The following is a 24,516-nucleotide window of genomic DNA, read 5'->3' on the forward strand; positions in this document are numbered from 1 at the left end:
GGTGCGATGACCGACGACGAGCGCGGCGCCGAATCCAGGGGCGGCGAGGAGTTCAACGGCTGGTGCTGCTCGGCACCCTGCTGGTCCTGTTCCTCCTCGGCGGCACCACCCCCGCGTCGGCCCACGCCGCCCTGCGCGCCACCGACCCCGAGGACGGAAGCGTCCTCAAGTCGGCCCCCCGTCACCTCACTCTGACCTTCACGGAGTCCGTCGGCCTGCTCGACGACTCCTTCCGCGTGCTGGACCCCGAGGGCCGCCGGCTGCGCACGGGTGAGCCGGAGCACGGCTCGGACGGCGGTGACAGTGCCCGGGTGACGCTGCCCGCGAAGCTGGCCGAGGGCACGTACACGGTGGCGTGGCGGGTGGTGTCGGCCGACAGTCACCCGGTGTCCGGGGCGTTCACGTTCTCCGTCGGGAAGCCGTCCCTGACGACGGCCACCGTGGACACCGGGCCCGCCGAGGACCCGGCGACCGAGAGCCTCTACAACATCGCCCGCTATCTGGCCTACCTCGCCGCCGCCCTGCTCATCGGCGCCGCGACCTTCATGGCGGTCTGCCGCCCACCGGACGCCCCGGTGCTCCTCAAGCTCCTGAGGGCGGCCTGGTGGACCCTCCTCGCGGCCACCCTCGCCCTGCTGGTGCTGCGTGCCCCGTACGAGACGGGCGAGGGCCCCCTGGGAGCCCTGAGCGTCGACTCCCTCTCCCGCACCCTGACGAGCCGCCCGGGCGCGGTCCTGCTGGCCCGGCTGGGCCTCCTGGCCGTCGCCGCCGTCTACCTCGTACGGCTCACCGGGCGCCGTAAGCCCTACGGCTGGGCGGGCGCCGCCCTCGCCGTCGGCCTCGCCGTGACCTGGGCCGCCGGCGAGCACGCCTCCGCGGGCATCCAGGTGCCCGTGGCGATGACGTCCTCGGCGCTGCACCTGCTGGCCACGGCGGTGTGGATGGGCGGTCTCGCGGCGCTGCTCGCGACGCTGTACCGCGCCCGCCTGACCCCGGCCGCGGTCACCCGCTTCTCCCGCCTCGCGTTCGCCTCCGTGACCGTCCTGGTCGTCACCGGCGTCTATCAGTCCTGGCGCGGCCTCGGCTCCTGGGACGCGCTCACCGGCACGACGTACGGCAGGCTCCTCGTCCTCAAGCTCGTCGCGGTGGCTCTGCTGCTCGCGGCGGCGGCCGTGTCCCGGCGCTGGACGGCGCGGCTGGCGACGGCCGACGCGCCGGCGGTCGTGGCGGAGAAGGAGCGCGAACGGGTTCCCGAGCCTGTCGGCGGGCCGCCCGCGCTGCCCGAGGCGCCGCAGGCCGACGTACCGCCGTCGACCGACCCGCAGCGCCGGGCGCTGCGCCGTTCCGTCCTGGCCGAGGTCGCCGTCGGTGCCGCGGTGCTGGCGGTCACCACGATCCTCACCAGCACCCTGCCCGGCCGCGCGCAGGCCGAGGCGGCGGCGGAGTCGCCCGCGGTGATCGGCGCCTCCGTGACCGTGGTCCCCTTCGACGTCGGCACCCAAGGGGGCCACGGCAAGGTGCAGATCACCCTCGACCCGGGCCGGGTCGGCGACAACTCCATCGAGGCCATCGTCTTCGGCCCCGACGGCGGCGTCGCCACCGTCCCCGAACTGCGCGTCTCCTTCACCCTCCCGGCCAAGGACGTCGGTCCCATCGACGCCGGAGTCGCCGACAAGGGCGGCTACTGGGGCAACAGCTTCCTCAACCTGCCCCTCGCCGGGAAGTGGGAGATGAAGGTGACCGTGCGGACGTCGGAGGTCGACCAGGTGAGCGAGACCAGGACCGTGACCGTCCGCTAGTCACCGTCCGCCAGTCCCTCACCCATCTCGCTTCCCCTCTCGCTCCACCTCTTCGGTTCCCTGCCCTCAACGCAGTGTTGAACGTCGATCCGAGATGTCGGTCACGTTTCCGAAACGTCGATCGACATCCCTTGACGCATGACCGGACATACGGCTGTTATTGCGCCATCGTGTTCGGTCAAGTTGATTTCTGATCGGTTACGACGGACTTCGACGCGTCCCACCCTCATGATCGAACCCTGCCCTCAGGAGCCGTAGATGCAGCACTTCTCCCCCTCCGGTCTCTCACTGCCCTCGCCGAGTCGTCGCACCCTGCTGCGCGGCATAGGCGGCGCCGCCGTACTCGGCGCGGGCATTCCGCTGCTCAGCGCCTGCGGCGGCAGCGGTACGGCGAGCGACCCGAAGACCGTCACCCTCGGCTCCAAGGCGTCCGACGCCGTGCCGAAGAAGGCGTTCGCGGACATCTACGCGGCCTACAAGAAGAAGTCCGGCATCACGGTCGACGTGAACACCAAGGACTCCAACACCTTCCAGGAGCAGATCAACTCCTACCTCCAGGGCACGCCGGACGACGTGTTCACCTGGTTCGCCGGCTACCGGATGCAGTTCTTCGCGGCCAAGGGCCTCGCCACCCCGATCGACGACGTGTGGCAGACCATCGGGGGCAACTTCCCCGACGCGATGAAGAAGCTCAGCAAGGGCGAGGACGGCAAGTACTACTTCGTGCCGCTGTACACGTACCCGTGGGCGATCTTCTACCGGAAGAGCGTCTTCCGGGAGAACGGCTACGAAGTCCCCACCACCTGGAACGACTTCGTGGCGCTGTGCAAGCAGATGCAGAAGGACAAGCTGGTCCCGATCGCCTTCGGCGACAAGGACGCCTGGCCCGCGCTCGGCACCTTCGACCAGATCAACTTCCGCCAGAACGGCTACGACTTCCACGTCGACCTGATGGGCGGCAAGGCCTCCTGGACCGACGCCAAGGTGCGCAAGGTCTTCGACCTGTGGACCGAGATCCTCCCGTACCACCAGGAGGGCGCCGTCGGCCGTACCTGGCAGGACGCGGCCCAGACGCTCGCCTCGAAGAAGGCCGGCATGTATCTGCTCGGCACCTTCGTGGCCCAGCAGTTCACCGACAAGGCCGCCCTGGACGACCTCGACTTCTTCGCGTTCCCGGAGATCGACCCGCAGTTCGGGCAGGACACCGTCGAGGCGCCGACCGACGGCTTCATAATGAGCAAGAGCCCGAAGAACAAGGCCGAGGCCGTCAAGCTGCTGGAGTTCCTGGGCACGCCGGAGGCCGAGACCGTCTATCTCAAGTCCGACCCGAGCTCGGTCCACGCCTCCACCAAGGCCGACACCTCCTCGTACACGGCGCTGCAGAAGAAGGCGTACGACATGATCGCCGGCGCCAAGTCCCTGACCCAGTTCATGGACCGTGACAGCCGCCCCGACTTCACGTCGACCGTGATGCAGCCCGCGCTGCAGAAGTTCATCCGCGACCCCGAGGGCGTGGACAGCCTGCTGTCCTCGATCGAGCGCCAGAAGAAGACGATCTTCGCGTCCGGCTGATCGACATGACCACAGAAACCACCAAGGAGATCCCGGAGGCGGCCGCCGTGCCGCCTCCGGGCGCTGCCCCCGCCAAGAAGGTGCCCCACGGGCACCGCCGTCTGCTGACCCGCCGCGACCGGCTCACCCTCGGGCTGATGGCGGGCCTGCCGACCGTCCTGCACATCGCGCTCGTCTGGGTCACCGCGCTGGCCTCGATCGCGCTGGCCTTCACCACCTGGGACGGGATCGGCTTCGACTCGATCCAGTGGGTCGGGCTGCAGAATTTCAAGGAACTATTCGAGCAGAACCCGCAGTTCTGGCCCGCCGTCCAGCACAACGTCATCTGGTTCGTCGTCCTGATCGCGATCCCGACCCCGCTCGGCCTGTTCCTGGCCGTGCAGCTGGACAAGAAGATCCGGTTCAGCAGGGTGTACCAGACCGCGTTCTTCCTGCCGGTCGTGCTGTCGATGGCCGTCATCGGCTTTGTCTGGCAGCTGATCTACAACCCCGACACCGGCCTGATCAACAGCATCATCGGGGCCAACGAGCCCGGCAAGTACATCGACTGGATCGGCGACCCGGACCTCAACCTCTGGGCGATCCTCGTCGCCGCGTCCTGGCGCCACACCGGCTACATGATGATCCTGTACCTGGCCGGCCTGAAGGGCGTCGACCCGTCCCTGCGGGAGGCGTCCGCGCTCGACGGGGCGGGCGAGTGGCAGACGTTCAGGAACGTCATCTTCCCGACGCTGCGCCCCACCAACACCGTCGTCCTGGTCGTCACCATCATCGAGGCCCTGCGCGCCTTCGACCTGGTCTTCGTCTTCAACAAGGGCGCCGAGGGCACCGAGCTGCTCTCGATCCTGGTCACCAACAACATCATCGGCGAGTCCAGCCGCATCGGATACGGCTCCGCGATCGCGGTGGTCCTGCTGCTGATCTCCCTCGTCGTGATCATTCCCTACCTGGTGGCCACCTTCCGGAAGGAGCGGCGCGCATGAGCACCGGCACCCTCGCGCTCGGCAAGAAGCGCGCCCCCGTCCGCCCCGCCCGGATCCTGCTGCACGTCTTCCTCGCCGGCGCGGCGCTGGCCTGGCTCGCGCCGCTGGCCTGGGCGATCTATGCGGCGCTGCGGCCGTACTCGGAGACGAGCGAGAAGGGATACGTGTCCTGGCCGGACACGCTGAGCTTCGACAACTTCACGAATGCCTTCACGCAGTCGGACATGAGCCACTACTTCGTCAACACCATGATCATCGCCGTGCCGGCGGCGCTGGTGACGTTGTTCCTGTCCTCGATGGTCGCCTTCTACGTGAGCCGCTTCGACTTCCGCATCAACCTGGCGCTGCTGCTGGTCTTCACGGCGGGCAACCTGCTGCCGCAGCAGGTCATCATCACCCCGCTGTACCGGCTGTACCTGCTGATCGACCTGCCCGGCATCACGATGAGCGGCAAGCTCTACGACTCCGCGCTCGGCCTGGTGTTGATTCATGTCGCGTTCCAGTCGGGCTTCTGCGCCTTCGTGCTCAGCAACTACATGCGCTCGCTGCCGCACGAGCTGACCGAGGCCGCGCTGGTCGACGGAGCCTCGGTGTGGCGGCAGTACTGGCAGATCGTGCTGCCGCTGTGCCGCCCGGCGATGGCGGCCCTGGCGACGCTGTTGTCCATCTGGATCTACAACGACTTCTTCTGGGCCCTCGTCCTGATCTCGACCGGCGAGAACATGCCGATCACCTCGGCGCTGAACAACCTCACCGGCGCGTACTTCACGGACCCGAACCTGGTCGCCGCAGGCGCTCTGCTCACCGCGATCCCCACGCTGATCGTGTACTTCGTGCTCCAGCGGCAGTTCGTCAGCGGTCTGACGCTGGGCGCCAACAAGGGCTGACGGCCCCTTTCTTGAAAGAGACACCCGTGCACCACCTCTTCACCCCCGTCGCCTCCGTGCCCGTGGACACGCGCACCGCCCTCGTCCACGAGGAGGGCTGGCAGTCCTGGAGCCCCAGTGGCTCCTACGCCCTGGGCGACAAGCCGTACCGTCCGACCAACGACAACTGGGCGACGGTCTGTTACCGGCCCGGCGTCACCGTCCCCGAGGGAGCCTTCCAGGGCGAGGGGCTGCTGGCCCTGGACCCCGGCGACGGCTCACCCGTACGCCTGTGGGCGGCCGTCGAGCCGACCCGCGCGGTGCCGTCGATCCGCCTGGTCGTCGACGGGGACACGGCGGAGGTCAGCGCCGACGGGCCGGTGCAGGAGTGGACGGGCGCCACCATCCAGTCGGTACTGGGCGACTGGGCCGAGAGCCGCCGGCTGTCGGCCCCCCGCCCGGCGCCCACCGTCTGGTGCTCCTGGTACGAGTACTTCACCGCCGTCACCGAGGACGACATCCACGAGAACCTCCGTGCGATGGACACCCTCGACCTGCCCGTCGACGTCGTCCAGATCGACGACGGCTACCAAAGGGCCCTCGGCGACTGGCTCACCCTGTCCGGCCGCTTCCGTTCCCGCGCGGGCATCGCCGACGCGATCCGGGCGAGGGGCCGCCGCGCCGGCATCTGGACGGCACCCTTCCTGGTCGACCCGGCGAGCGACCTGGCCGCCGAGCACCCCGAGTGGCTGGTCCGCGACACCGACGGCGGCTTCACGCACGCCGGCCGCAACTGGGGCCACGACCTGCGCGTCCTGGACACCACGCACCCCGACGCGGCGGCGTACCTGACGGAGGTGTTCCGGACCCTGCGCGCCGAGGGCTACGACTACTTCAAGGTCGACTTCCTCTACGCCGGCGCCCTGGACGGCGTACGGCACGACGGAGACGACGGGGACGCAGCCGCGCTGACGGCGTACCGTTCCGGGATCGAGCTGATCCGCGAGGCCATCGGCGACGACGCCTACCTGCTGGGCTGCGGGGCACCCCTGCTCGCGTCCATCGGCCTGTTCGACGCGATGCGGGTCAGCCCCGACACGGCCCCGCACCGCCGCCCCGAGGCCGACGACCACAGCCAACCCGGCCAGGACCCGGCCGAGTTCACCGGTGCCGGCCGGCAGTGGCAGCACGGCCGCCTCTGGACCAACGACCCCGACTGCCTGATGGCCCGCCCGGCGGTGGAGACCCGTGAGCGGTGGGCGGCGCACGTCGAGGCGACGGGCGGCCTGATGGCGTCCAGCGACCGACTGCTCTCGCTGGACGAGTGGGGCGTGGCGACGACCCGCCGTCTCCTCGGGGGAGGTGCCCGGTGAAGCGCGAACTGTCCGTCCCCGGCATCGCCTACGGCGGCGACTACAACCCCGAGCAGTGGCCCGAGGAGGTCTGGGCCGAGGACATGCGCCTGATGCGCGAGGCCGGGGTCACCATGGTCAGCGTCGGCATCTTCTCCTGGGCGCTGCTGGAGCCGAAGGAGGGCGAGTACGACTTCTCCCTCCTGGACCGCGTCCTGGACCTGCTGCATGCCCACGGCATAGCGGCCGACCTCGCGACCCCGACGGCGGCGCCCCCGGCGTGGTTCTTCCGCGCCCACCCCGAGGCACTGCCCGTCGACAAGGACGGCAGGGGGCTGTCGTACGGCAGCCGCCAGACGTTCTGCCCGTCGAGCCCCGCCTACCGCGACGCCGCGCTGCGGATGGCGCGGGCGCTGGCCGGGCGTTACGCGCAGCATCCGGCGCTGGTGATGTGGCACGTCCACAACGAGTACGGCTGCCACAACGCCGAGTGCTACTGCGACGAGAGCGCGGCCGCCTTCCGGCACTGGCTGCGCGGGCGGTACTCGGACGACCTGGCCGCCCTCAACGACGCCTGGAGCACCCGCTTCTGGAGCCAGTGGTACTACGACTGGGACGAGATCCTCCCGCCCCGCCCCACCGGCGCCGTCCCGAACCCCACCCACCAGCTGGACTGGCGCCGCTTCTGCAGCGACGAACTGCTGTCGCTGTACGAGGCGGAGCGCGAGGTTCTGCTGGCGGCGGCCCCTCAGATCCCCGCCACCACCAACTTCATGGTGATGTACAACTTCGACGCCCTCGACTACTGGCGCTGGGCCCCGAAGCTGGACATCGTCTCCAACGACCACTACCTCCAGTCGGCCGATCCCGAGTCCGAGATCGACATCGCGCTCAGCGGCGACCTGGTCCGCTCCCTCGCGGGCGGCCCCTGGCTGCTGATGGAGCACTCGACGGGCGCGGTGAACTGGCAGCCGGTGAACAGGGCCAAGGGCCCGGGCGAGCTGCGGCGCAATGCCCTGGCGCACGTGGCCCGGGGCGCCGACGGCATCGCGTACTTCCAGTGGCGCGCGGCGAAGGCGGGCGCCGAGCAGTGGCACTCGGCGATGCTTCCGCACGCGGGCACGGACAGCCGGATCTGGCGGGACGTGGTCCGGCTCGGCGCGGACCTGCGGGCGTTGGCCGAGGTCAGGGGCAGCACGGTCCCGGCCCAGGTGGCCATCGTCTGGGACTGGAACTCCCGCTGGGCGATGGAGCTGCCCTCCCAGCCGAGCGCCGAGCTGCGCTTCCAGGACCTGGTCCGCGCCTGGTACGAGCCGCTGTGGCGGGCGGGCATCGCGGTGGACTTCGTCCGCCCCGACGCGGACCTGTCGGCCTACCGGCTGGTGCTGGCCCCCTCGCTGTACCTGGTGGACGACGCGGGCGTGAGTAATCTGACGGCCTTCGCGTCGGGTGGCGGCACGCTGGCGGTCGGCTTCCACAGCGGTGCGGTCGACGAGAACTGCCATGTCCGGCTGGGAGGTTACCCGGGCGCGTTCCGGGAGGCGCTCGGGGTACGGACCGACGAGCTGTTCCCGCTGCTGCCGGGGGAGCCGGTCGGGCTGAGCGGTGGCGGCACGGGGACCCTGTGGTCGGAGCGGGTACGGCTGTCCGGCGCCGAGCCGGTCGAGTCGTACACGACCGGGCCGCTGAGCGGCGTACCGGCGGTGACGCGCAACAGCACCGGGTCCGGGGTGAGTTGGTACGTGGCCACTCTTCCCGACCCGACGACCCTGGCCGCGCTCCTGGACCGTATCCGCCGCGAGGCGGGCGTGGAGCCGGTGCGCAGCACCCCGCAGGGCGTCGAGGCGGTCCTGCGGCGGGGTGCGGACGCCGATTATCTCTTCCTCGTCAACCACACCGACCGTCCCGTCCATGTGGCCGTCGCGTCGGACGCCACGGAACTGCTGACCGGCAAGGTGGTGCCGGGTTCGGTCAGCGTTGCGGCGGGGGAGACGGCGGTGGTGCGCGAGCCGCGCTGAGCATCCCGCCGTGTGGCATGGTGGCGGGAAATCACCGGGGGATCTTCGAGGGGTGGGGCGGCATGCCGGAGCTGGCCAAGGGCGGGAACATCGCGGTGGGCTCCGGGCCCGTCGCCGCCGAGCTGCACGCCGTGGGCGGCACGGTCGACCTCAGTGCCCTGCTGGTGGCGGCGGACGGCAAGGTCAGGTCCGACGACGACCTGGTCTTCTACAACCAGCCGTCGGCCGAGTCCGGTGCCGTCCGGCACCTCGCCGCCGACAGCGGGGGCCCCGAGCGCATCGAGATGGACCCGGCCGCGCTCCCGGCGGACGTGGACCGGGTGGTCCTGGTCGGGAGCTGCGACCCCGACGACGTGCACCGCACATTCCGCGAGGTCAAGGACGTGCTCGTCCGTGCCTCCCAAGTCGGCGCCGACCCGGTCGACTTCCGCCCGCCGGCCCTCACCGACGGCGAACGCGCCGTACTCCTGATGGAGCTCTACCGCAGGGGCGAGGCCTGGAAGCTGCGCGCCATCGGCCAGGGGTACGCCGACGGGCTGGCCGGGCTCGCCACCGACTTCGGCATAGACGTGGCGGAGGCGGAGGAGCCGGAAGCGGCCGAGGAGCCCGAGCAGCGGGTGGCGTCACAGGCGCCGATGCCGTCCGAGCCGCCCGCCGGCGCGGCGCAGCCGGCCCCGACCGCGCCCCCGATGAGCCTGCGCAAGCCCCCGCTCGGCACGATCAGCCTCGACAAGGGCGGCCAGGTCGCGCTGAGCCTGGACAAGGCGGACCGCAAGCTGGTGGTCACCGCGACCCTGGAGTGGGACGGCGGCAGCGAGCAGCGCCGCAAACGGGGCGCCGACCTCGACCTCTACGCCCTGTTCGTGCCGGCGTCGAAGGCGACACGCGGCGACCAGGCCCCCGGCACCCTCATCACGCCGAAGAAGGGCTCGCGTCCCCCGCGCGCCTCGGACACGGCGCACAAGGGCAAGGGCGCGGACGTCGTCTACTACAAGCGCCTCGGCTCGCGGAAGAACCCTCCCTTCATCCACCTCGACGGCGACGCCCGCGTCCCCGGCCGCGAGACACTCCGTATCGTCCGCCCCGACCAGCAGGGCTACGTCCTGCTCTGCGCCTACTCCGCGCTGAGCAACGGCTTCGGCTCCTTCCGCAGCTTCGGGGCGAAGGTCGTCGTCACCGACGGGCGCGGCTCGACCGTCACCGTCCCGCTCTTCGAGAACACGAAGACCCGGTACTGGGTGGCCATCGCCCTCGTCGACTTCACCGCGTCCGACGGGGCGGAGATCCAGCACGTCGAGGCCTACAGCGCCCGTATGACCGAGCGCCGCCCGGTCCTGCACGTGGACGGCACCGTCGAGATGAACGCGGGGCCGGTGGAGTTCAAGCGGCGCTGAACCGACGCCGGCCCGACGCCCGGGCCCGGCGAGGTGAGAAGTCCACTAAACGGGGCAAAACAGATAAGAGCACGGCATCCAACCGCGAAGGCCGTCCGCCATGCCTGAGCTGCCAGACGTCGAGGGTTTCCGGAACGTGCTCCAGTCCTGCGCGAAGGGCCGGACCATCCGCCGCGTCGACGTCCGCGACCCGGGCGTCCTGCACGGCGTGAGCGCACGGCGGCTGCGGGACTCGCTGGAGGGGCGGCGCGTCACCAGGGCGGAGCGGCACGGCAAGTGGCTGCTCGCCCGCACCGGCGGCCCGACCCTCGCGCTGCACTTCGGCATGACCGGCCTGCTGCTCTGCGCCCACCCGGACGACGCGGCCGAGCCCCACGACCGCGTCCTGCTCACCGTCGCCCGCGACCACCAGCTCCGCTACCGTGACCAGCGCAAACTCCAGGGCCTCTGGCTGGCCGGCGACGACTTCGACGTCGTACGGCTGCTGCGGGACCAGGGGCCCGATGCCCTGACGGTGGGCCGCGAGGAGTTCGAGGACGTGCTCGCCTCGCATCGCGGACGCGTCAAGTCGGTCCTGATCGACCAGTCGGCCCTGGCGGGCCTCGGCAACCTCCTGGCGGACGAGATCCTGTGGCGGGCGAGGCTGCGGCCGAACACCCCGGCGAACGTCCTCGCCGAGCCCGAGCGCCGCCGCCTCTACACCGAGATGCGCCGCACCCTGCGCCCCGCGGTCGCCGCCGGCCGGGTTCCCCCTCGCCCCACCTGGCTCACCGGCCACCGCGACGACCCCGACCCGCACTGCCCCCGCTGCGGCACGCACCTGCGCCGCACCCGCGTGGCAGGCCGGACGACGGTGTGGTGTCCGGGGTGCCAGGAGAAGGGGGCGTGAGTGCGGCAGACGACCCCGAAGCGACGGCCCGACGTGCGCGGGCCGGTTCAGGATCCAGGTGAATCTCGGCGAGAGCGAGATGAACGATCATGGACGAGCCCGTCATCACCGGCCGGACGACACGTCCGCTCGACGATGTGGTCGGCGAGGCGCTCACGGCCCGCGTCACCGTCGACGAACACGGCACGGTGACCGGGTGGAACGCGGGCGCCGAGCAGCTCCTGGGCTACTCGGCCGAACAGATCGTCGGGCGCCCGGCGGCCGAGCTGGCGGCCGGGCCTCTCCCGCCGGACCTGCCCCCGTTCGCCCGGCTGCCGAGATGGCACGGCACGGTCCCGGTCCGACACCGCGACGGCCGACGGCTGGAGATCAAGGTCCTCGCCCACCACAGGACCGGCGAATGGTTCCTGGTGTCGGCCCTGAGCAAGCAGCAGCCCCCGCCACTCGCCGACGACCCCTTCGTGACCTGGAGTTTCGCCCAGTCCCCCTGCTGCGCTCTGGCGCTCTACGACACCAGGCTCCGACTGCGCCGCGCCAATGCGGACATGGAACGCTCGGTCGCCCTCACCGAGGCGGACATGCTCGGCCTGCGGGTCAACGAGATCGTGGCCAACCCGGCCGGCGACCGGGCGGAGGAGAGCATGGTGCGGGTCCTGGAGACGGGCGAACCGCAGTACAACGAGAACTTCCTGCGCGCGGAGGGGGAGACCCGCGAGCACGCCTGGTCGATCTTCCTGTCGGCCCTGCGCGACCCGGCGGGCGAGGTGCGGGGCGTCTGCCTCACCGCGCACGACATGACCGAACAGCACTGGGCCCGCAAGCGCCTCCAGCTGATCGCCGAGGCGGGCCGGCGCATCGGCACCACCCTCGACGTGATGCGTACGGCGCAGGAGCTGGCGGAGGTGACGGTCCCGGCACTCGCCGACTTCGCCACGGTCGACCTGCTGACCTCCCTCGAGGACGTGCACGAGCCGCTCCCCGAGGGCGGGCCGCCGCCCGGCCCCGTGGTGATGCGCCGGGCCGCCCACCAGTCCGTGACCCCCGGCATGCCCGAGGCGGTCGTGGCGATGGGCGACGTGGACGAGTACCCGGAGGGCACCGCGCCGGTCGTGACGCTCCGCTCGGGACGGTCCGCGGTGTACGAGATGACACACCCCGAGATCACGCGGCTGACAGCCCGTGACCCGGCCCGGGGCGCCCGGGTCCGCGAGTTCGGCGTCCATTCGGTGCTGGCGGTGCCGCTGACGGCTCGCGGAACCACGCTGGGTGTCGCCGTCTTCACCCGTCACCGCAAGTCCCAGGCCTTCCAGCAGGACGACCTGGTGCTGGCCGAGGAGCTGGCGGCCAGGGCCGCCGTCTCCATCGACAACGCCCGCCGCTACACCCGCGAACGCGGCACCGCCGTGATGCTCCAGCGCAGCCTGCTGCCGCAGCGGCTGCCCAAGCAGGCGGCGATAGAGGTGGCGTCCCGCTACCTCCCGGCCGGCGCGCACGCCGGCGTCGGCGGTGACTGGTTCGACGTGATCCCGCTGTCCGGGGCGCGGGTGGCGCTGGTCGTCGGCGACATCGTCGGCCACGGCATCCACGCCTCCGCGACGATGGGCCGGCTGCGGACGGCCGTACGCACGCTCGCCGACATCGATCTGCCCCCGGACGAACTGCTCACCCACCTCGACGACCTGGTGGCCCGTCTGGCCACGGAACGCGAGGCAGGACGGTCGGCCGACGCGCACTCCGAGCCCGCCGGCGAGGTCGGGGCGACCTGCCTGTACGCCGTGTACGACCCGATCTCCCAGCGCTGCACCCTCGCCCGGGCCGGGCATCCGCTGCCGGCCGTGGTGAGCCCCGAGGGCACCGCCGAACTCCTCGACCTTCCGGTCGGCCCCCCGCTGGGCCTGGGCGGCCTGCCCTTCGAGGCGGCCGAGATCGACCTGCCGGAGGGCAGTCTGCTCGCCCTCTACACCAACGGGCTCATCGAATCCCCGGACCGCGACCTCGACGACGGCATCCGCCGCCTCCGCCGGCTGCTCACGGGCCCGGAGCCGAGCCTTGACGGCCTGTGCGACAGGATCCTCACCGATCTGCTGCCGCCCCGCCCGCCGGACGACGTGGCCCTGCTCATCGCCCGCGCCCGGGCACTCGACGCCTCCCAGGTCGCCACCTGGGACGTACCGGCCGACCCCTCCGCCGTCGCCCAGACCCGCAAGGACGCGCTGGCCCAGCTGGACGCCTGGGACCTGGAGGACGCCGCGTTCGTCACGGAACTCGTCGTCAGCGAGCTCGTCACCAACGCCATCCGGCACGCGGAACCCCCGATCCAGCTCCGCCTCATCCACCTCACCCACGACGACTCCCTCATCTGCGAGGTCTCCGACGGCGGCAACACCGCCCCGCATCTCCGCCGCGCCCGCACCTACGACGAGGGCGGCCGAGGCCTCCTCCTCGTCGCCCAGCTCACCCAGCGCTGGGGCACCCGCCAGACAGCCACGGGCAAGACGATCTGGGCGGAACAGCCGGTGGAGCCGGTGCCGCCGGCCGGCGTCTGACCGGCTGCGAGCCCGACCGAGCCGGACGAAAGCTCCCGGCTAGCCGAGATACGGCCGCTCGCGCGCCTCCAGGAAGTGCCGAAGCCGCAGCCGCTGGGTGTGGTGCATGGGGAGGCCGTCCAGTTCGCCGGGAGCCACGAACCGAATGCCGGTGGACTCGTCCGACGACGCGAGCCGTCCGCCGATGACGCGGGCGGTGAAGCAGACGTTGAACTGCCGCCGCACCTCACCGTCCGAGTAGGCGATGACATGCCTCGGGTCCGTGTACGTCCCGACGAGCCCGGTGATCTCCACGTCCAGCCCGGTCTCCTCCCGCACCTCCCGGACAGCCGCCCCGGGCAGCCAGTCCGCGAGCTCCATGCCGCCGCCCGGCAGGGCCCACAGGCCGTTGTCCCGCCGGCGCTGCAGCAGAATGCGCCCCTGCCCGTCCGTGACGACGGCCGAGGCCGCGACGACCATGCTGTTCGGCGTGGGCGCGTTCGGGTCGTCGTAGTACTCGGTGCGTGCCACGGTGGGTTCCTTCCTGCCGGGGGACCGCGGCCCGACCTCAGCCCTTGACGGCCTCTGCGATCCGCAGGGCGGCCTGGGCGGGCGTGAGGTGCGTGGTGTCAACGACCTCGGCCTCGCCGTGCAGCCACGTGCGGGCCGCCTCGGCGTAGGGCTCCAGGTACTTGAGACGGAACGAGGAGTTGGGCCCGACCACAGGGTCGCCCGCGATACGCCCGCGCAGGGTCTCCTGGTCGGCGTGGAGGACGAAGTGCCGTACCGGAATGGCGTGCTGGCCGAGACCGGCGCTGATCTCGCGCCAGTACTCCTCGACCAGGACGGTCATCGGCATCACCAGCGTGCCGCCGGTGTAGTCGAGTACGCGGCGGGCGGTCTCGACGACGAGCGGCCGCCACGGCGGCCAGTGCTGGAAGTTGTCCGTCCCGGGCAGCCCCGGTGTGATGTCCATGAGTGTCTCGCCGACCTTCTCGGCATCGAACACCCGTGAGTCCGGGAGCAGCTGCTGCACGAGCGCACTGGTCGTTGTCTTGCCTGCACCGTGGGTTCCGTTGATCCATACGATCACGGGATCCAACGCTAGCGCCGTGCGGGCCGCGGGAACGGGCTCGGCAGAAAACCAGTGCGTCACACCGGGCTCACTGGTGTGGCCTGAAAAATCGAACACATGATTGAATTTGGCCATGCGAACATTTCCCGACGACCTCGCCCAGGCACAGCGGGAGTGGAGCGCCACCTACCGGCAGCTGGCCGAGCGTCCCGGCCGCACGGAGCTGCGCCGGCGCCTGTACCGGCTGTCGGCCGAGGTGTTCTTCCATCCCTTCTGGCAGCAACGGCGCCCCAGCCCCGCCGCCTGGTGGGACCTGCGTGACCTGGGGCGTTCGGGCGGGGACGGGCACGGGCGGCAGCGTCGATGACGAGCTGGGGTGCAGGGCCCGACTTCCCGGATGATCCTGAGGACATGTCCGCACCGATACGCGTGACCGTGCATCCACCGTCCGCCACGGGAGGCCGACGCGTGCGCGTCGACGGCGAGATCCTCGGGCTGGCGCACAACGTGGCCGACGTGGCGGAGTTCCTCCGCAGGGCCGGGCTGGAGATCGACCCGTCGGACGTGGCGGAGGTGTCGTGGATCGACTGGCGGGGAGTGGGCCCCGATCGTTGGGGCCCCGAGGCGGGCGGCTGACGGCAACCTGGCGGGTGGCGAGGCAGGTTACTGGCGAGTTCGGGTGCTCTGTAAGATCCACTCCGACCAACGCAAGCCCTAACTGGGGGAAAAACTCATGACCAAGCGCTTCTCCGCCCTGGCCGTCTCCGCGGCCATCGTCGGCGGCCTCTTCATCACGTCGGTGCCCGCTCACGCCGCCCCGTCCGCCGACAAGGGCGCGGTCTCGGCCAGGGCCGCCGTCACGTGCAACAAGAACGAGATGCGCCAGCAGATCGCCAACCTCAAGACCAAGGCCGCGAAGCTGAAGCAGCTGGGGGAGACCGCGGCGGCGAACAGGGCGCTCAACGAGGCTGCGGCCATCCAGAAGAAGCTCAACGCCTGCATCAAGGCCGACGACGAAGCGAGCAAGCCGTTCCCCGGCTAGGTCTCGGCTGAGTCTCCGGTCCCACGTGTGGCGCTGCCCGTCCTTTCCATGGATGGCCGGCGCCACACGCTTTTTGTGGCCGCTCGCGCTGAGTGATGGATCACAGAAAAAGTGCGGCCTACGCAGGCAACTGTGCCGTAAGTGCCATATGTGCGTGCGCTGTGAAGGTTTCTCCGGCAGCGGGTGCGAGAAACCACCTGCGGCCTTGATCCGGCAGGTCATACGATCACCGCTGCGTCGCCCCGCGTGAGTAGTCCGCAAGTGCGACGCCCAGCGCACCTTTTCGCCACCGACCAGGGGTCCATTGTGAAGATTCGCCGTGTTCTTGCGACCGCCGTCGCCGCCGCCGTGACCGCCCCGGTCGTCCTTCTCTCGACGGCACCCGCCTTCGCCGACGAGAAGCCGGCCGCGCGGACGCAGAAGGCGAAGCCGACGATCGAAGAGCTCCAGCAGGCCGTCGACCTCGCGCAGAAGGAGTACGACGCCGCCGTCGTCGCGGTGAACGACGCCATCAAGTTCCTTGAGGAGGGTCTGGAGGCGGAGACCTACCCGACCAAGGCCGCCGTCATCGAGACCAAGAAGGCCGCCGAGGCCGCCGCCAAGGCCAAGACGGAGGCCGACCAGGCCGTCGTGGACGCCCAGGCCAAGCTGGACGCCGCCACCACCGACGAGGAGAAGGCCGCGGCGCAGACGGTGCTGGACGCGGCCGAGAAGGCCGCCCAGGACGCCGCGGCGGCCAAGACGGCCGCCGACACCAAGGCCGCCGAGGCGAGGACCGCTCACGACGACGCCCGCGTCGCCCAGGCCCGGAAGATCGGCCTTCTGCAGAAGGCGAGGGACGAGGCCAAGAAGAAGCTCGACGACGCGAAGAAGGCGCTCGCGGACGCCGAGGCCGAGGAGGGGGAGGAAGGGGAAGGGGAGGAGCCGGGCGGCGAGTGCGTCCCCGAGCCCAAGCTCACCGCTGTCCTCAGCGGGCTGCCGGACAAGGTCGTCGGCGGAACCACGGAGAACTTCACGCTGCGCGTGACCAACGGCACCGGCAAGACCATGGACGAGGTGTACCCGTACGCAGCCGTCCACGCCTTCGACGACAAGGGCCTCAAGGAGCTCGACTCCTACCTCGACCTGGAGTGGTCCACCGCTGCGAACCCGAGCTGGCGCGACTTCGACGTGCTCGACGGATCGTCCGTCGGCACCCTCAAGGCGAAGGCGTCGGTCGACGTCAAGCTGCGCCTGAAGGTCGACGCGGACATCCCGGCCGGGCAGGGCGCCGTCTTCGTCTCGGCCGACTACATCAACGCTGACGAGTCCTGCGGCGGCTACCCGGACCTCGACCACCACGAGTTCCAGATCCTTGCCAAGGCCGACCCGGGCAACACCGAGGACACCGACGGCAAGCCCGACCACACCACCGAGCAGGGCGGCACCTCCACCACTCCGGTGAACGCAACCGGCGGCAGCGACAGTGGCTCGCTCGCCGAGACCGGCTCGAGCGACGTCCTGCCGAAGGTCGCCCTGGCGGGCGGCGCGGCGCTCATGCTCGGCGCCGGCGCGGTGGTCGTCGCCCGTCGCCGCAAGACGGGCACCAACGCCTGACCGGCACTGCGAGACGCGACCGGGCCCGTTCCCTTGAGGGGACGGGCCCGGCCCGTTTCGGCCCCGACAGCGCGCCGAGACGGACATTGCGACGGACAACGTCGAAGGGCCCCACCGCGAACGGTGGGGCCCTTCGACATCGTGCCCGGTGAGGCACTGGCGGAGGATACGAGATTCGAACTCGTGAGGGGTTGCCCCCAACACGCTTTCCAAGCGTGCGCCCTAGGCCTCTAGGCGAATCCTCCGCCGCAAACAATACAAGACGTTGAGGAGTGCTCGCGAACTCGTTCCCCACTGCTGACATCGGGTACTCTCTGGGAAGCCCCTCACGCGGCGCTATCTGACTGAACTCCCCCAGGGCCGGAAGGCAGCAAGGGTAGGTTGGCTCTGGCGGGTGCGTGGGGGGCCCTTGCGTTTCCCGGGGGCCGGACCGCCGGGGCCGGGTTGTCAGTGGGCGCCTATAACCTCGTATGCGTGTCGTCTCTCGCGCTGTACCGCCGCTATCGCCCGGAGTCGTTCGCCGAGGTCATCGGGCAGGAGCATGTCACCGACCCGTTGCAGCAGGCGCTGCGGAACAACCGGGTCAATCACGCGTACCTGTTCAGCGGGCCGCGCGGCTGCGGCAAGACGACCAGCGCCCGGATCCTCGCCCGGTGTCTGAACTGTGAGCAGGGTCCTACGCCGACCCCCTGCGGCGAGTGCCAGTCCTGCCAGGACCTCGCTCGCAACGGCCCCGGATCCATCGACGTCATCGAGATCGACGCCGCGTCGCACGGTGGTGTGGACGACGCCCGTGAGCTGCGCGAGAAGGCCTTCTTCGGACCGGCGAGCAGCCGCTACAAGATCTACATCATCGACGAGGCCCACATGGTCACGTCGGCCGGCTTCAACGCACTGCTGAAGGTCGTCGAGGAGCCCCCGGAGCATCTGAAGTTCATCTTCGCCACGACCGAGCCCGAGAAGGTCATCGGGACCATCCGCTCGCGGACGCACCACTACCCCTTCCGCCTCGTCCCGCCGGGCACCCTGCGGGACTACCTCGGCGATGTGTGCGGCCGGGAGAACATCCCCGTCGAGGACGGCGTGCTGCCGCTCGTCGTGCGCTCGGGCGCGGGGTCCGTGCGTGACTCCATGTCCGTCATGGACCAGCTGCTCGCCGGAGCGAGGGAGGAGGGTGTGACGTATGCCATGGCCACCTCCCTGCTCGGGTACACCGACGGCTCGCTCCTCGACTCCGTCGTGGAGGCCTTCGCCACCGGTGACGGCGCCGCCGCCTTCGAGGTCGTGGACCGCATCATCGAGGGGGGCAACGATCCGCGGCGGTTCGTCGCCGACCTGCTGGAGCGGCTGCGGGACCTCGTCATCCTCGCCGCCGTGCCGGACGCCACCGAGAAGGGACTCATCGACGCCCCGGCCGATGTCCTGGAGCGCATGCAGGCCCAGGCCGGCATCTTCGGCGCCGCCGAACTGAGCCGTGCCGCCGACCTCGTCAACGATGGGCTGACCGAGATGCGGGGGGCCAACTCGCCCCGGCTGCAGCTCGAACTGATCTGCGCACGCGTGATGCTGCCCGCGGCCTACGGGGACGAGCGTTCCGTGATGGCCCGCCTCGACCGGCTGGAGCGGGGCGTCAACTTCTCCGCGGGCGGCGGCGCCGGCATCCCCGCGATGGGATACGTGCCCGGCCCCGACGCCCACGCGGGAGCGGCCGCCGCGCAGGCTACGCCGGGTGGCGGTCCCGCCGCGGCCCGCGCTGCCGTACGGGCGTCGGGAGGGCCGGGACAGGCCCCCGCGGCCGGTCCCGGTGCTCCGACGGGCGGCGCCGCGGGCGGCATGGGCGGTACGGCCGCCCCGGACCCGACGGGGCAGACCCCGCCCGCGCCCGCGGCCCCGGCCGAGGCGCCCCAGAGCGGCCACCGGCCTCAGCCCTCCCAGGCTCCGCCCACCCCCGAGCCCGCCCCCGCACCCCCGCCCACACCTACGCCCGCCCCGGCGGCGGCCACCCCTCAGCCCCCCTCCGCCCCCGGCGCCTGGCCCACCGCAGCCCCCGCAGGCGGCGGCCGACGTCCCGGCGGCTGGCCCACGGCGACCCCGGCGGGCGGCGGCACCCAGCCCCCGGCGCCTGCAGGCGGCACCCCGGCACCCACCCCGCAGCAGCCTCCGGCAGCCGCACCGGCGCCCACACCCGCCCCCACCGCAGGCGCGGCCCCCGCCTACACACCCCCGAGCAGCGGCGTCGACCCCCGCATGCTCTGGCCGAACATCCTGGAGGCGGTCAAGAACCGCCGCCGCTTCACCTGGATCCTGCTCAGCCAGAACGCCCAGGTGACCGGCTTCGACGGCACCACCCTCCAACTCGGCTTCGTCAACGCCGGAGCGCGCGACAACTTCGTGAGCAGCGGCAGCGAGGACGTCCTGCGCCAGGCGCTGGCCGAGCAGTTCAACGTCCAGTGGAAGATCGAGGCCGTCGTCGACCCGTCGGGCGGAGGCTCGGCTCCCCCACCTCCGGGCGGCTCCCCGGGCTTCGGCGGAGGCGGCGGCAGCTACGGCGGTGGCGGCACCGGCGGCGGCAACAGCGGCTACGGCGGTGGCGGTACGTCCGCCCAGCGCCCGGCCCCTCCCCAGCCCACGCCCACGGCGCCCGCCCCGCCCTCGACGGCCTCCGCGTCGGCCGCCGCCACCCCGGCCCCCGAGCCTGCCTCCGCCCCGGAACCGCGCCCACCGGTGAACCTCGAGGACGACATCCCCGAGGACGACGACCCCGACCTCAACGAGTCGGCGCTCTCCGGCCGTGAACTGATCGTGCGAGAGCTGGGGGCGACGGTGGTGGAGGAGTTCACGAACGAGTAGCGGGGCACGGTGCCTTGGAGGAACGTACAGGTCACGAACCCCCGGCCCCTCGGCACCCCGCACAAAAACCCCGTTAGGCTGACCCCCGTGAAGGTCCTTGTCATCGGAAGCGGCGCCCGCGAACACGCCCTGTGCCGCTCCCTGTCCCTCGACCCCGACGTCACCGCGCTGCACTGCGCCCCCGGCAACGCCGGCATCGCCGAGGTCGCCGAGCTGCACCGGGTCGACGCCCTGGACGGCACGGCCGTAACCGCGCTGGCGGAACGGCTCGGTGCCGACCTCGTGGTCGTCGGGCCGGAGGCACCGCTCGTCGCCGGGGTCGCCGACGCCGTCCGCGCGGCGGGCATCCCGGTCTTCGGTCCCTCCGGGGAGGCCGCGGAGATCGAGGGTTCCAAGGCGTTCGCCAAGGACGTGATGGCGGCGGCCGGCGTCCCGACCGCCCGCTCGTACGTCTGTACGACGCCCGCCGAGGTCGACGAGGCGCTCGACGCCTTCGGCGCCCCGTACGTCGTCAAGGACGACGGTCTCGCCGCAGGCAAGGGCGTCGTCGTGACCGCCGACCTCGAGGCGGCGAGGGCGCACGCGAACTCCTGCGAGCGCGTCGTCATCGAGGAGTTCCTCGACGGCCCCGAGGTCTCCCTCTTCGCCATCACCGACGGCAAGACGGTGCTCCCGCTCCAGCCCGCCCAGGACTTCAAGCGGGCGCTCGACGGGGACGAGGGCCCGAACACCGGCGGCATGGGCGCGTACTCCCCGCTCCCGTGGGCCGACCCGAAGCTGGTCGACGAGGTCATGGAGACCGTCCTTCAGCCGACGGTCGACGAGATGCGCCGCCGCGGCACCCCGTTCTCCGGGCTGCTCTACGCCGGTCTCGCGATCACCTCCCGCGGGGTACGGGTCATCGAGTTCAACGCCCGCTTCGGCGACCCGGAGACCCAGGTCGTCCTGGCCCGCCTGAGGACCCCGCTGGCCGGGGTCCTGCTGGGCGCCGCCAAGGGCGAACTCGCCGACCTGGAGCCCCTGCGCTGGAGCGACGACGCCGCGGTCACCGTGGTCGTCGCCTCGCACAACTACCCCGGCACCCCGCGCACCGGCGACCCGATCACCGGCCTCGACGAGGTGGCCGCCGAGGACGCCCCGCACGCGTACGTCCTGCACGCCGGCACCAAGCAGGACGCCGACTCGGTCCTGAGCGCCGGCGGCCGCGTCCTGTCCGTCACGGCCACCGGCAAGGACCTCACCCAGGCCCGCGACCGCGCGTACCGGGCCGTGGCCCGCATCCGGCTCGACGGCTCCCAGCACCGTACGGACATCGCGGCGAAGGCGGCGACGGGCGAGTAGCCACCCCGAGCGCCCGCCCCGGGATCAACGCGAGCGCCCGCCCCGGATAAACCCCGAAGGCCCCGAATCCGTCTCAGGATTCGGGGCCTGATCCATGCCGGGACCAGGGCCTGCCACCGTCCGGGACCAGGTCTCGCCACCTGCTGTGATCAGGGGCCTGATCCTCGCTGTCCGTCAGCCACCTTTCCCCAAAGCCATTCCATCGAGTGACCGATGCCCTATCCGGCTGACGTGGGCCGAAGCCCCAACTAGGGTGCGGCGCAAGCGTTCCGGCACTTGGCCCACCGGCATTGCGATGTCAGTGGCGGGTGCCACAGTGGGGGAGTGAGCAAAGCCAGGACAGTTCGGACAGCCAGGGCAGCGCGGAGGGGGTGAGGTCCGGCCGTGACCGGTATGGGTGTGGAGATGGGTGCGCAGGCCGCGCGTGCCCGGGCCCTCGCGGTGCTGCGCGTCCGCAGCCGCGCGCTGGCCGTCGCCCTGCTGCCCGCGGCGGTCGCCGTGGTGCTGCTCGCCGGCGTCTCCACGGGCCACTTCGTCGGCCCGGGCTGGCACGCCGCCCGCTGGGTCGTCATCCCCGTCGCCGTACTCGTCCTGCTCGCCGCCGCCGCGATCGCGCTGGTGGTCGCCCGGGCCCGCCCCGCCGTCAGTCCCACGGTCCCGATCGGCGAGGAGCAGGCCCCGGACCTGTACCGGCTGGTGCGCGACCTCGCCGACCGCCTCGACGTCCCCGCCCCGTCCGCGATAGCGCTCACGCCGGACTGCGACAGCTGGCTGGAGGACCGCACCCACCCGTCCCACGGCCCGCCGCCCCCGGCGGAGGACCGCGACGAGGACGGTCTCAACGGCCTGCGCGGCGGAAGCTCGCGCGGCGCCCACCGCCGTACGCCCGCCGCCCCCGTCCTCGTCATCGGCTCCCCGTTCCTGTGGTGGATGCGGGTCGGCGAGCTGCGCGCGGTCCTCGCCCCGGTCGTCGCCGGTACGGGACCCTCGGCGCACCCGGACATAGCCCAGGCCCGGCGCTTCGTCCGGGGCCTGGACGCCGCGGTGGCCGTCTCCTCGACGCGCGGCCGTTGCCCGGGGTCGCGGGCGGTGTGCGCGGGCATCGGCTGGGTCGCTCGGCTGCTGCTACGCAGTTGCCGGGACCATGCGGCCGAGATGGAGCGGGGCGTGGCCGCCGCGGCCGCCGAGCGTGCACAGGCTGTGGATTACGGACTGCGGATCGTCGCGCAGGAACAGGTCGGGCTTGCGTACGCGGGCTGGGACCGGCTGCTCACGCGGGTCGCGCTGCCCGCCTGGCGGATGGGCCGCTGGCCGTCCCGGCTGGACGCGGGCGTCGTCGCCGCGCTCACCGAACTCTCCCGCCGGGACCGTCTGGCCGAGGGCTTCGCGTCCCGGCTGGGCGAGCGCCCCGCCTGTGACCTGCTCGAAGAGCCCGGCGCGGTCGACGAGGCGGCCTCACTCCTCGCCGCCCGCCTCTTCCACGGCGGCCCCGCCGAACCCGGCCCGGACTGGTCCCCGGTGGGCTGGCAGGAGTACCCGGAGGAGGTCGTCGACCGCAAATGGCGCACCGACGCGGCCCGCCTCCACCGCGTCCTCGACGCCCTCGGCGTCCGCCGCACCACCGAGGGCCCGGAAACGGACGGCCCAACCCTCTCCCGAGTCCTGGACCACCTGACGACCCCACCGGCCCTGGTGCCCTCCACCGCGTACTCCAACGACACAGCACACCCCGAGTCGGACAGGCCCCAAAGCCGGACGACAACGACGGAAGCCACCCCCCACCAGCCCACCGACGCACACGCCGGCGCCGCCCCGGCCTCCGATGCGTCTGCCGACCTCGACGGGGACGCTGAGGCGAGCGCGGCCTTGGGTCAGCTTGCGGACACGGACGCCAGCCTCCACCAGCCCACCGACGCACACGCCGGCGCCGCCCCGGCCTCCGAATCGTCTGCCGACCTCGACCGGGACACCGAGGCGGCCGCGGCCTCGGGTCGGGCTGCCGGCACGGACGACGGCCACGACCGGGCTTCCGGCGCGACCCTGGCCTCCGGTGCGCATACCGGGGGCGACCCGGAGTCCGGCACGTCTGCCGACCTCGACCGTACGGCCGAGGCGGGCGCGGCCTTGGGTCAGGTTGCGGACACGGACGCCAGCCTCCACCAGCCCACCGACGCTCATGCCGCCGTCGACCGGGAGTCCGGCGCATCCGCCGACCTCGACCGGGACACCGAGGCGGCTGCGGCCTTGAGCCAGGTTCCCGACACGGACGACGGCCACGACCGGGCTTCCGGCGCGCATGCCGGCGCCGCCCCGGCCTTCGGTGCGCCTACCGGGGGCGACCGGGAGTCCGGCGCGCACACCGACACCGCCCCGACCTCCGGCGCGCACACCGACACCGCCCCGGCCCCCGGCGCGCACACCGACACCGCCCCGGCCTCCGGTGCGCCTACCGGGGGCGACCGGGAGTCCGGCGCGCACACCGACACCGCCCCGGCCTCCGGCGCATCCGCCAACCCCGATCAGCCTGCCGACAAGTCCGCCAACCTCGATCAGGCTCCAGATCCGCACGCGGACCGCGATCAGACCGCTCACGCGCACTCGGGCACCAACCAGCCCCTCGCCACCGGCGATCAGGCTGCCAACCTGCACCCCGGCCCCACCCCGACCCCCACGACCCCCGCAACACCCAAACCCCCCAAGCTCCCCTACGCCGCCATGGCCGACGATCACCCCGCCGAAGACCAGGAAACCGAGCGCAGCTCCGCCCTCGCCGCAGGCATCACCGCCGAGTTGGCACGCGAGGAGGCCGCGGCGCCGCCGGAGCGGACGGCGTCCCCCGACCCCGGCACCACTCTCCTGGACATCGGAGCCCTCCCCCTCTTCCCGCTCCAACCGCCCCGCACGTCCCGCGAGTTGCTCACCGACCACGTGACGGCGATGGTGTGCTGCGCGGCGATGGACACCGCCGGTGCGGTGCCGGGGCTGGACTGGCTCGACGGCCCCACGCTCCTCATCAACGGCGAACGGGCCGCCGACCTGACTCCCAGAGTTCTCAGCCTCATCGAGGACGGCGACCCGACCCCCCTGCGGGCCTGGCTGGTGGAGTCGGGGATACGCCCGGAGAAGCCGGTTCGCCTGGTCTGACGGCGGCCGTGCCCGCCGTATGCGGTCGGAAGCCCCGGTTCCACTTTCGGCCAATTCGCAACGAATAGTG

Annotated in this window: 18 protein-coding genes, 1 tRNA gene and 1 other RNA gene; 17 read left to right on the forward strand and 3 right to left on the reverse strand. The window is 71.9% G+C overall.

Annotation, left to right across the window (positions count from 1 at the left end; genetic code table 11):
- Positions 1 to 62 precede the first annotated feature (62 nt).
- The 9 genes from ACZ7L5_RS16565 to ACZ7L5_RS16605 all read left to right on the forward strand — a co-directional run bounded on the left by ACZ7L5_RS16565 (position 63) and on the right by ACZ7L5_RS16605 (position 13,419).
- Positions 63 to 1,799: a copper resistance CopC/CopD family protein gene (locus ACZ7L5_RS16565; protein ID WP_471517257.1), complete on the forward strand. Its 1,737-nt coding sequence runs from the start codon at positions 63 to 65 to the stop codon at positions 1,797 to 1,799.
- A gap of 258 nt (positions 1,800 to 2,057) precedes the next feature.
- Positions 2,058 to 3,371, forward strand: a complete 1,314-nt coding sequence (locus ACZ7L5_RS16570; RefSeq protein WP_471517259.1) for an ABC transporter substrate-binding protein — start codon at positions 2,058 to 2,060, stop codon at positions 3,369 to 3,371.
- A gap of 5 nt (positions 3,372 to 3,376) precedes the next feature.
- On the forward strand, positions 3,377 to 4,354 hold the full coding sequence (locus ACZ7L5_RS16575) for a carbohydrate ABC transporter permease (RefSeq protein WP_471517261.1): 978 nt from the start codon (positions 3,377 to 3,379) through the stop codon (positions 4,352 to 4,354).
- Complete coding sequence (locus ACZ7L5_RS16580) at positions 4,351 to 5,241, forward strand: carbohydrate ABC transporter permease (protein ID WP_471517262.1); 891 nt, start codon at positions 4,351 to 4,353, stop codon at positions 5,239 to 5,241. The genes ACZ7L5_RS16575 and ACZ7L5_RS16580 overlap by 4 nt, the downstream gene beginning before the upstream one ends.
- 26 nt (positions 5,242 to 5,267) lie before the next feature.
- Positions 5,268 to 6,593 carry a glycoside hydrolase family 36 protein gene (locus ACZ7L5_RS16585; protein ID WP_471517264.1) on the forward strand — a complete coding sequence of 442 codons (1,326 nt, stop codon included), beginning with the start codon at positions 5,268 to 5,270 and terminating at the stop codon, positions 6,591 to 6,593.
- On the forward strand, positions 6,590 to 8,590 hold the full coding sequence (locus tag ACZ7L5_RS16590; protein ID WP_471517266.1) for a beta-galactosidase: 2,001 nt from the start codon (positions 6,590 to 6,592) through the stop codon (positions 8,588 to 8,590). Before ACZ7L5_RS16585 ends, ACZ7L5_RS16590 begins: the two co-directional genes overlap by 4 nt.
- Positions 8,591 to 8,652: 62 nt before the next feature.
- On the forward strand, positions 8,653 to 9,984 hold the full coding sequence (locus ACZ7L5_RS16595; RefSeq protein WP_471517268.1) for a TerD family protein: 1,332 nt from the start codon (positions 8,653 to 8,655) through the stop codon (positions 9,982 to 9,984).
- A gap of 100 nt (positions 9,985 to 10,084) precedes the next feature.
- The gene (locus ACZ7L5_RS16600; RefSeq protein ID WP_471517270.1) at positions 10,085 to 10,873 is read left to right on the forward strand and encodes an Fpg/Nei family DNA glycosylase; all 789 of its coding nucleotides are present in this window, start codon (positions 10,085 to 10,087) and stop codon (positions 10,871 to 10,873) included.
- An 89-nt stretch (positions 10,874 to 10,962) separates the two neighbouring features.
- Entirely contained in the window at positions 10,963 to 13,419 is a 2,457-nt protein-coding gene (locus tag ACZ7L5_RS16605; RefSeq protein ID WP_471517272.1) for a SpoIIE family protein phosphatase, read from the forward strand.
- A 39-nt stretch (positions 13,420 to 13,458) separates the two neighbouring features.
- Here ACZ7L5_RS16605 and ACZ7L5_RS16610 read toward each other — a convergent pair whose 3' ends face one another.
- The gene (locus tag ACZ7L5_RS16610) at positions 13,459 to 13,929 is read right to left on the reverse strand and encodes an NUDIX domain-containing protein (protein WP_471517274.1); all 471 of its coding nucleotides are present in this window, start codon (positions 13,927 to 13,929) and stop codon (positions 13,459 to 13,461) included.
- A gap of 37 nt (positions 13,930 to 13,966) precedes the next feature.
- Positions 13,967 to 14,491: an AAA family ATPase gene (locus tag ACZ7L5_RS16615; RefSeq protein WP_471517275.1), complete on the reverse strand. Its 525-nt coding sequence runs from the start codon at positions 14,489 to 14,491 to the stop codon at positions 13,967 to 13,969.
- 115 nt (positions 14,492 to 14,606) lie between these two features.
- Between ACZ7L5_RS16615 and ACZ7L5_RS16620 the strand changes: the two genes are divergently transcribed.
- From ACZ7L5_RS16620 to ACZ7L5_RS16635, 4 genes are all read left to right on the forward strand, one after another.
- Complete coding sequence (locus tag ACZ7L5_RS16620) at positions 14,607 to 14,840, forward strand: hypothetical protein (RefSeq protein WP_328880663.1); 234 nt, start codon at positions 14,607 to 14,609, stop codon at positions 14,838 to 14,840.
- 44 nt (positions 14,841 to 14,884) lie between these two features.
- Positions 14,885 to 15,109: a hypothetical protein gene (locus ACZ7L5_RS16625; protein WP_328880664.1), complete on the forward strand. Its 225-nt coding sequence runs from the start codon at positions 14,885 to 14,887 to the stop codon at positions 15,107 to 15,109.
- 97 nt (positions 15,110 to 15,206) lie between these two features.
- A complete protein-coding gene (locus ACZ7L5_RS16630; protein WP_471517276.1) occupies positions 15,207 to 15,515 on the forward strand; it encodes a hypothetical protein in 309 nt (102 codons plus the stop codon).
- 306 nt (positions 15,516 to 15,821) lie between these two features.
- Positions 15,822 to 17,111 carry a peptidase gene (locus ACZ7L5_RS16635; protein WP_471517277.1) on the forward strand — a complete coding sequence of 430 codons (1,290 nt, stop codon included), beginning with the start codon at positions 15,822 to 15,824 and terminating at the stop codon, positions 17,109 to 17,111.
- A 157-nt stretch (positions 17,112 to 17,268) separates the two neighbouring features.
- Here the strand turns inward: ACZ7L5_RS16635 and ACZ7L5_RS16640 are convergent.
- Positions 17,269 to 17,356 (reverse strand) — tRNA-Ser (locus ACZ7L5_RS16640).
- Between the two features lie 73 nt (positions 17,357 to 17,429).
- Between ACZ7L5_RS16640 and ffs the strand changes: the two genes are divergently transcribed.
- From ffs to ACZ7L5_RS16660, 4 genes are all read left to right on the forward strand, one after another.
- Positions 17,430 to 17,524, forward strand: an RNA gene (gene ffs / locus ACZ7L5_RS16645) — signal recognition particle sRNA small type.
- Positions 17,525 to 17,585: 61 nt separating this feature from the next.
- Positions 17,586 to 19,961, forward strand: a complete 2,376-nt coding sequence (locus ACZ7L5_RS16650) for a DNA polymerase III subunit gamma and tau (RefSeq protein ID WP_471517278.1) — start codon at positions 17,586 to 17,588, stop codon at positions 19,959 to 19,961.
- A gap of 87 nt (positions 19,962 to 20,048) precedes the next feature.
- Positions 20,049 to 21,302 carry a phosphoribosylamine--glycine ligase gene (gene purD, locus ACZ7L5_RS16655; protein WP_471517280.1) on the forward strand — a complete coding sequence of 418 codons (1,254 nt, stop codon included), beginning with the start codon at positions 20,049 to 20,051 and terminating at the stop codon, positions 21,300 to 21,302.
- 393 nt (positions 21,303 to 21,695) lie between these two features.
- Positions 21,696 to 24,446, forward strand: coding sequence for a hypothetical protein (locus ACZ7L5_RS16660; RefSeq protein WP_471517372.1), 2,751 nt, complete (start codon positions 21,696 to 21,698; stop codon positions 24,444 to 24,446).
- The last annotated feature ends 70 nt before the right edge of the window (positions 24,447 to 24,516 follow it).

The organism is Streptomyces sp. NPDC107528, assembly GCF_055639295.1.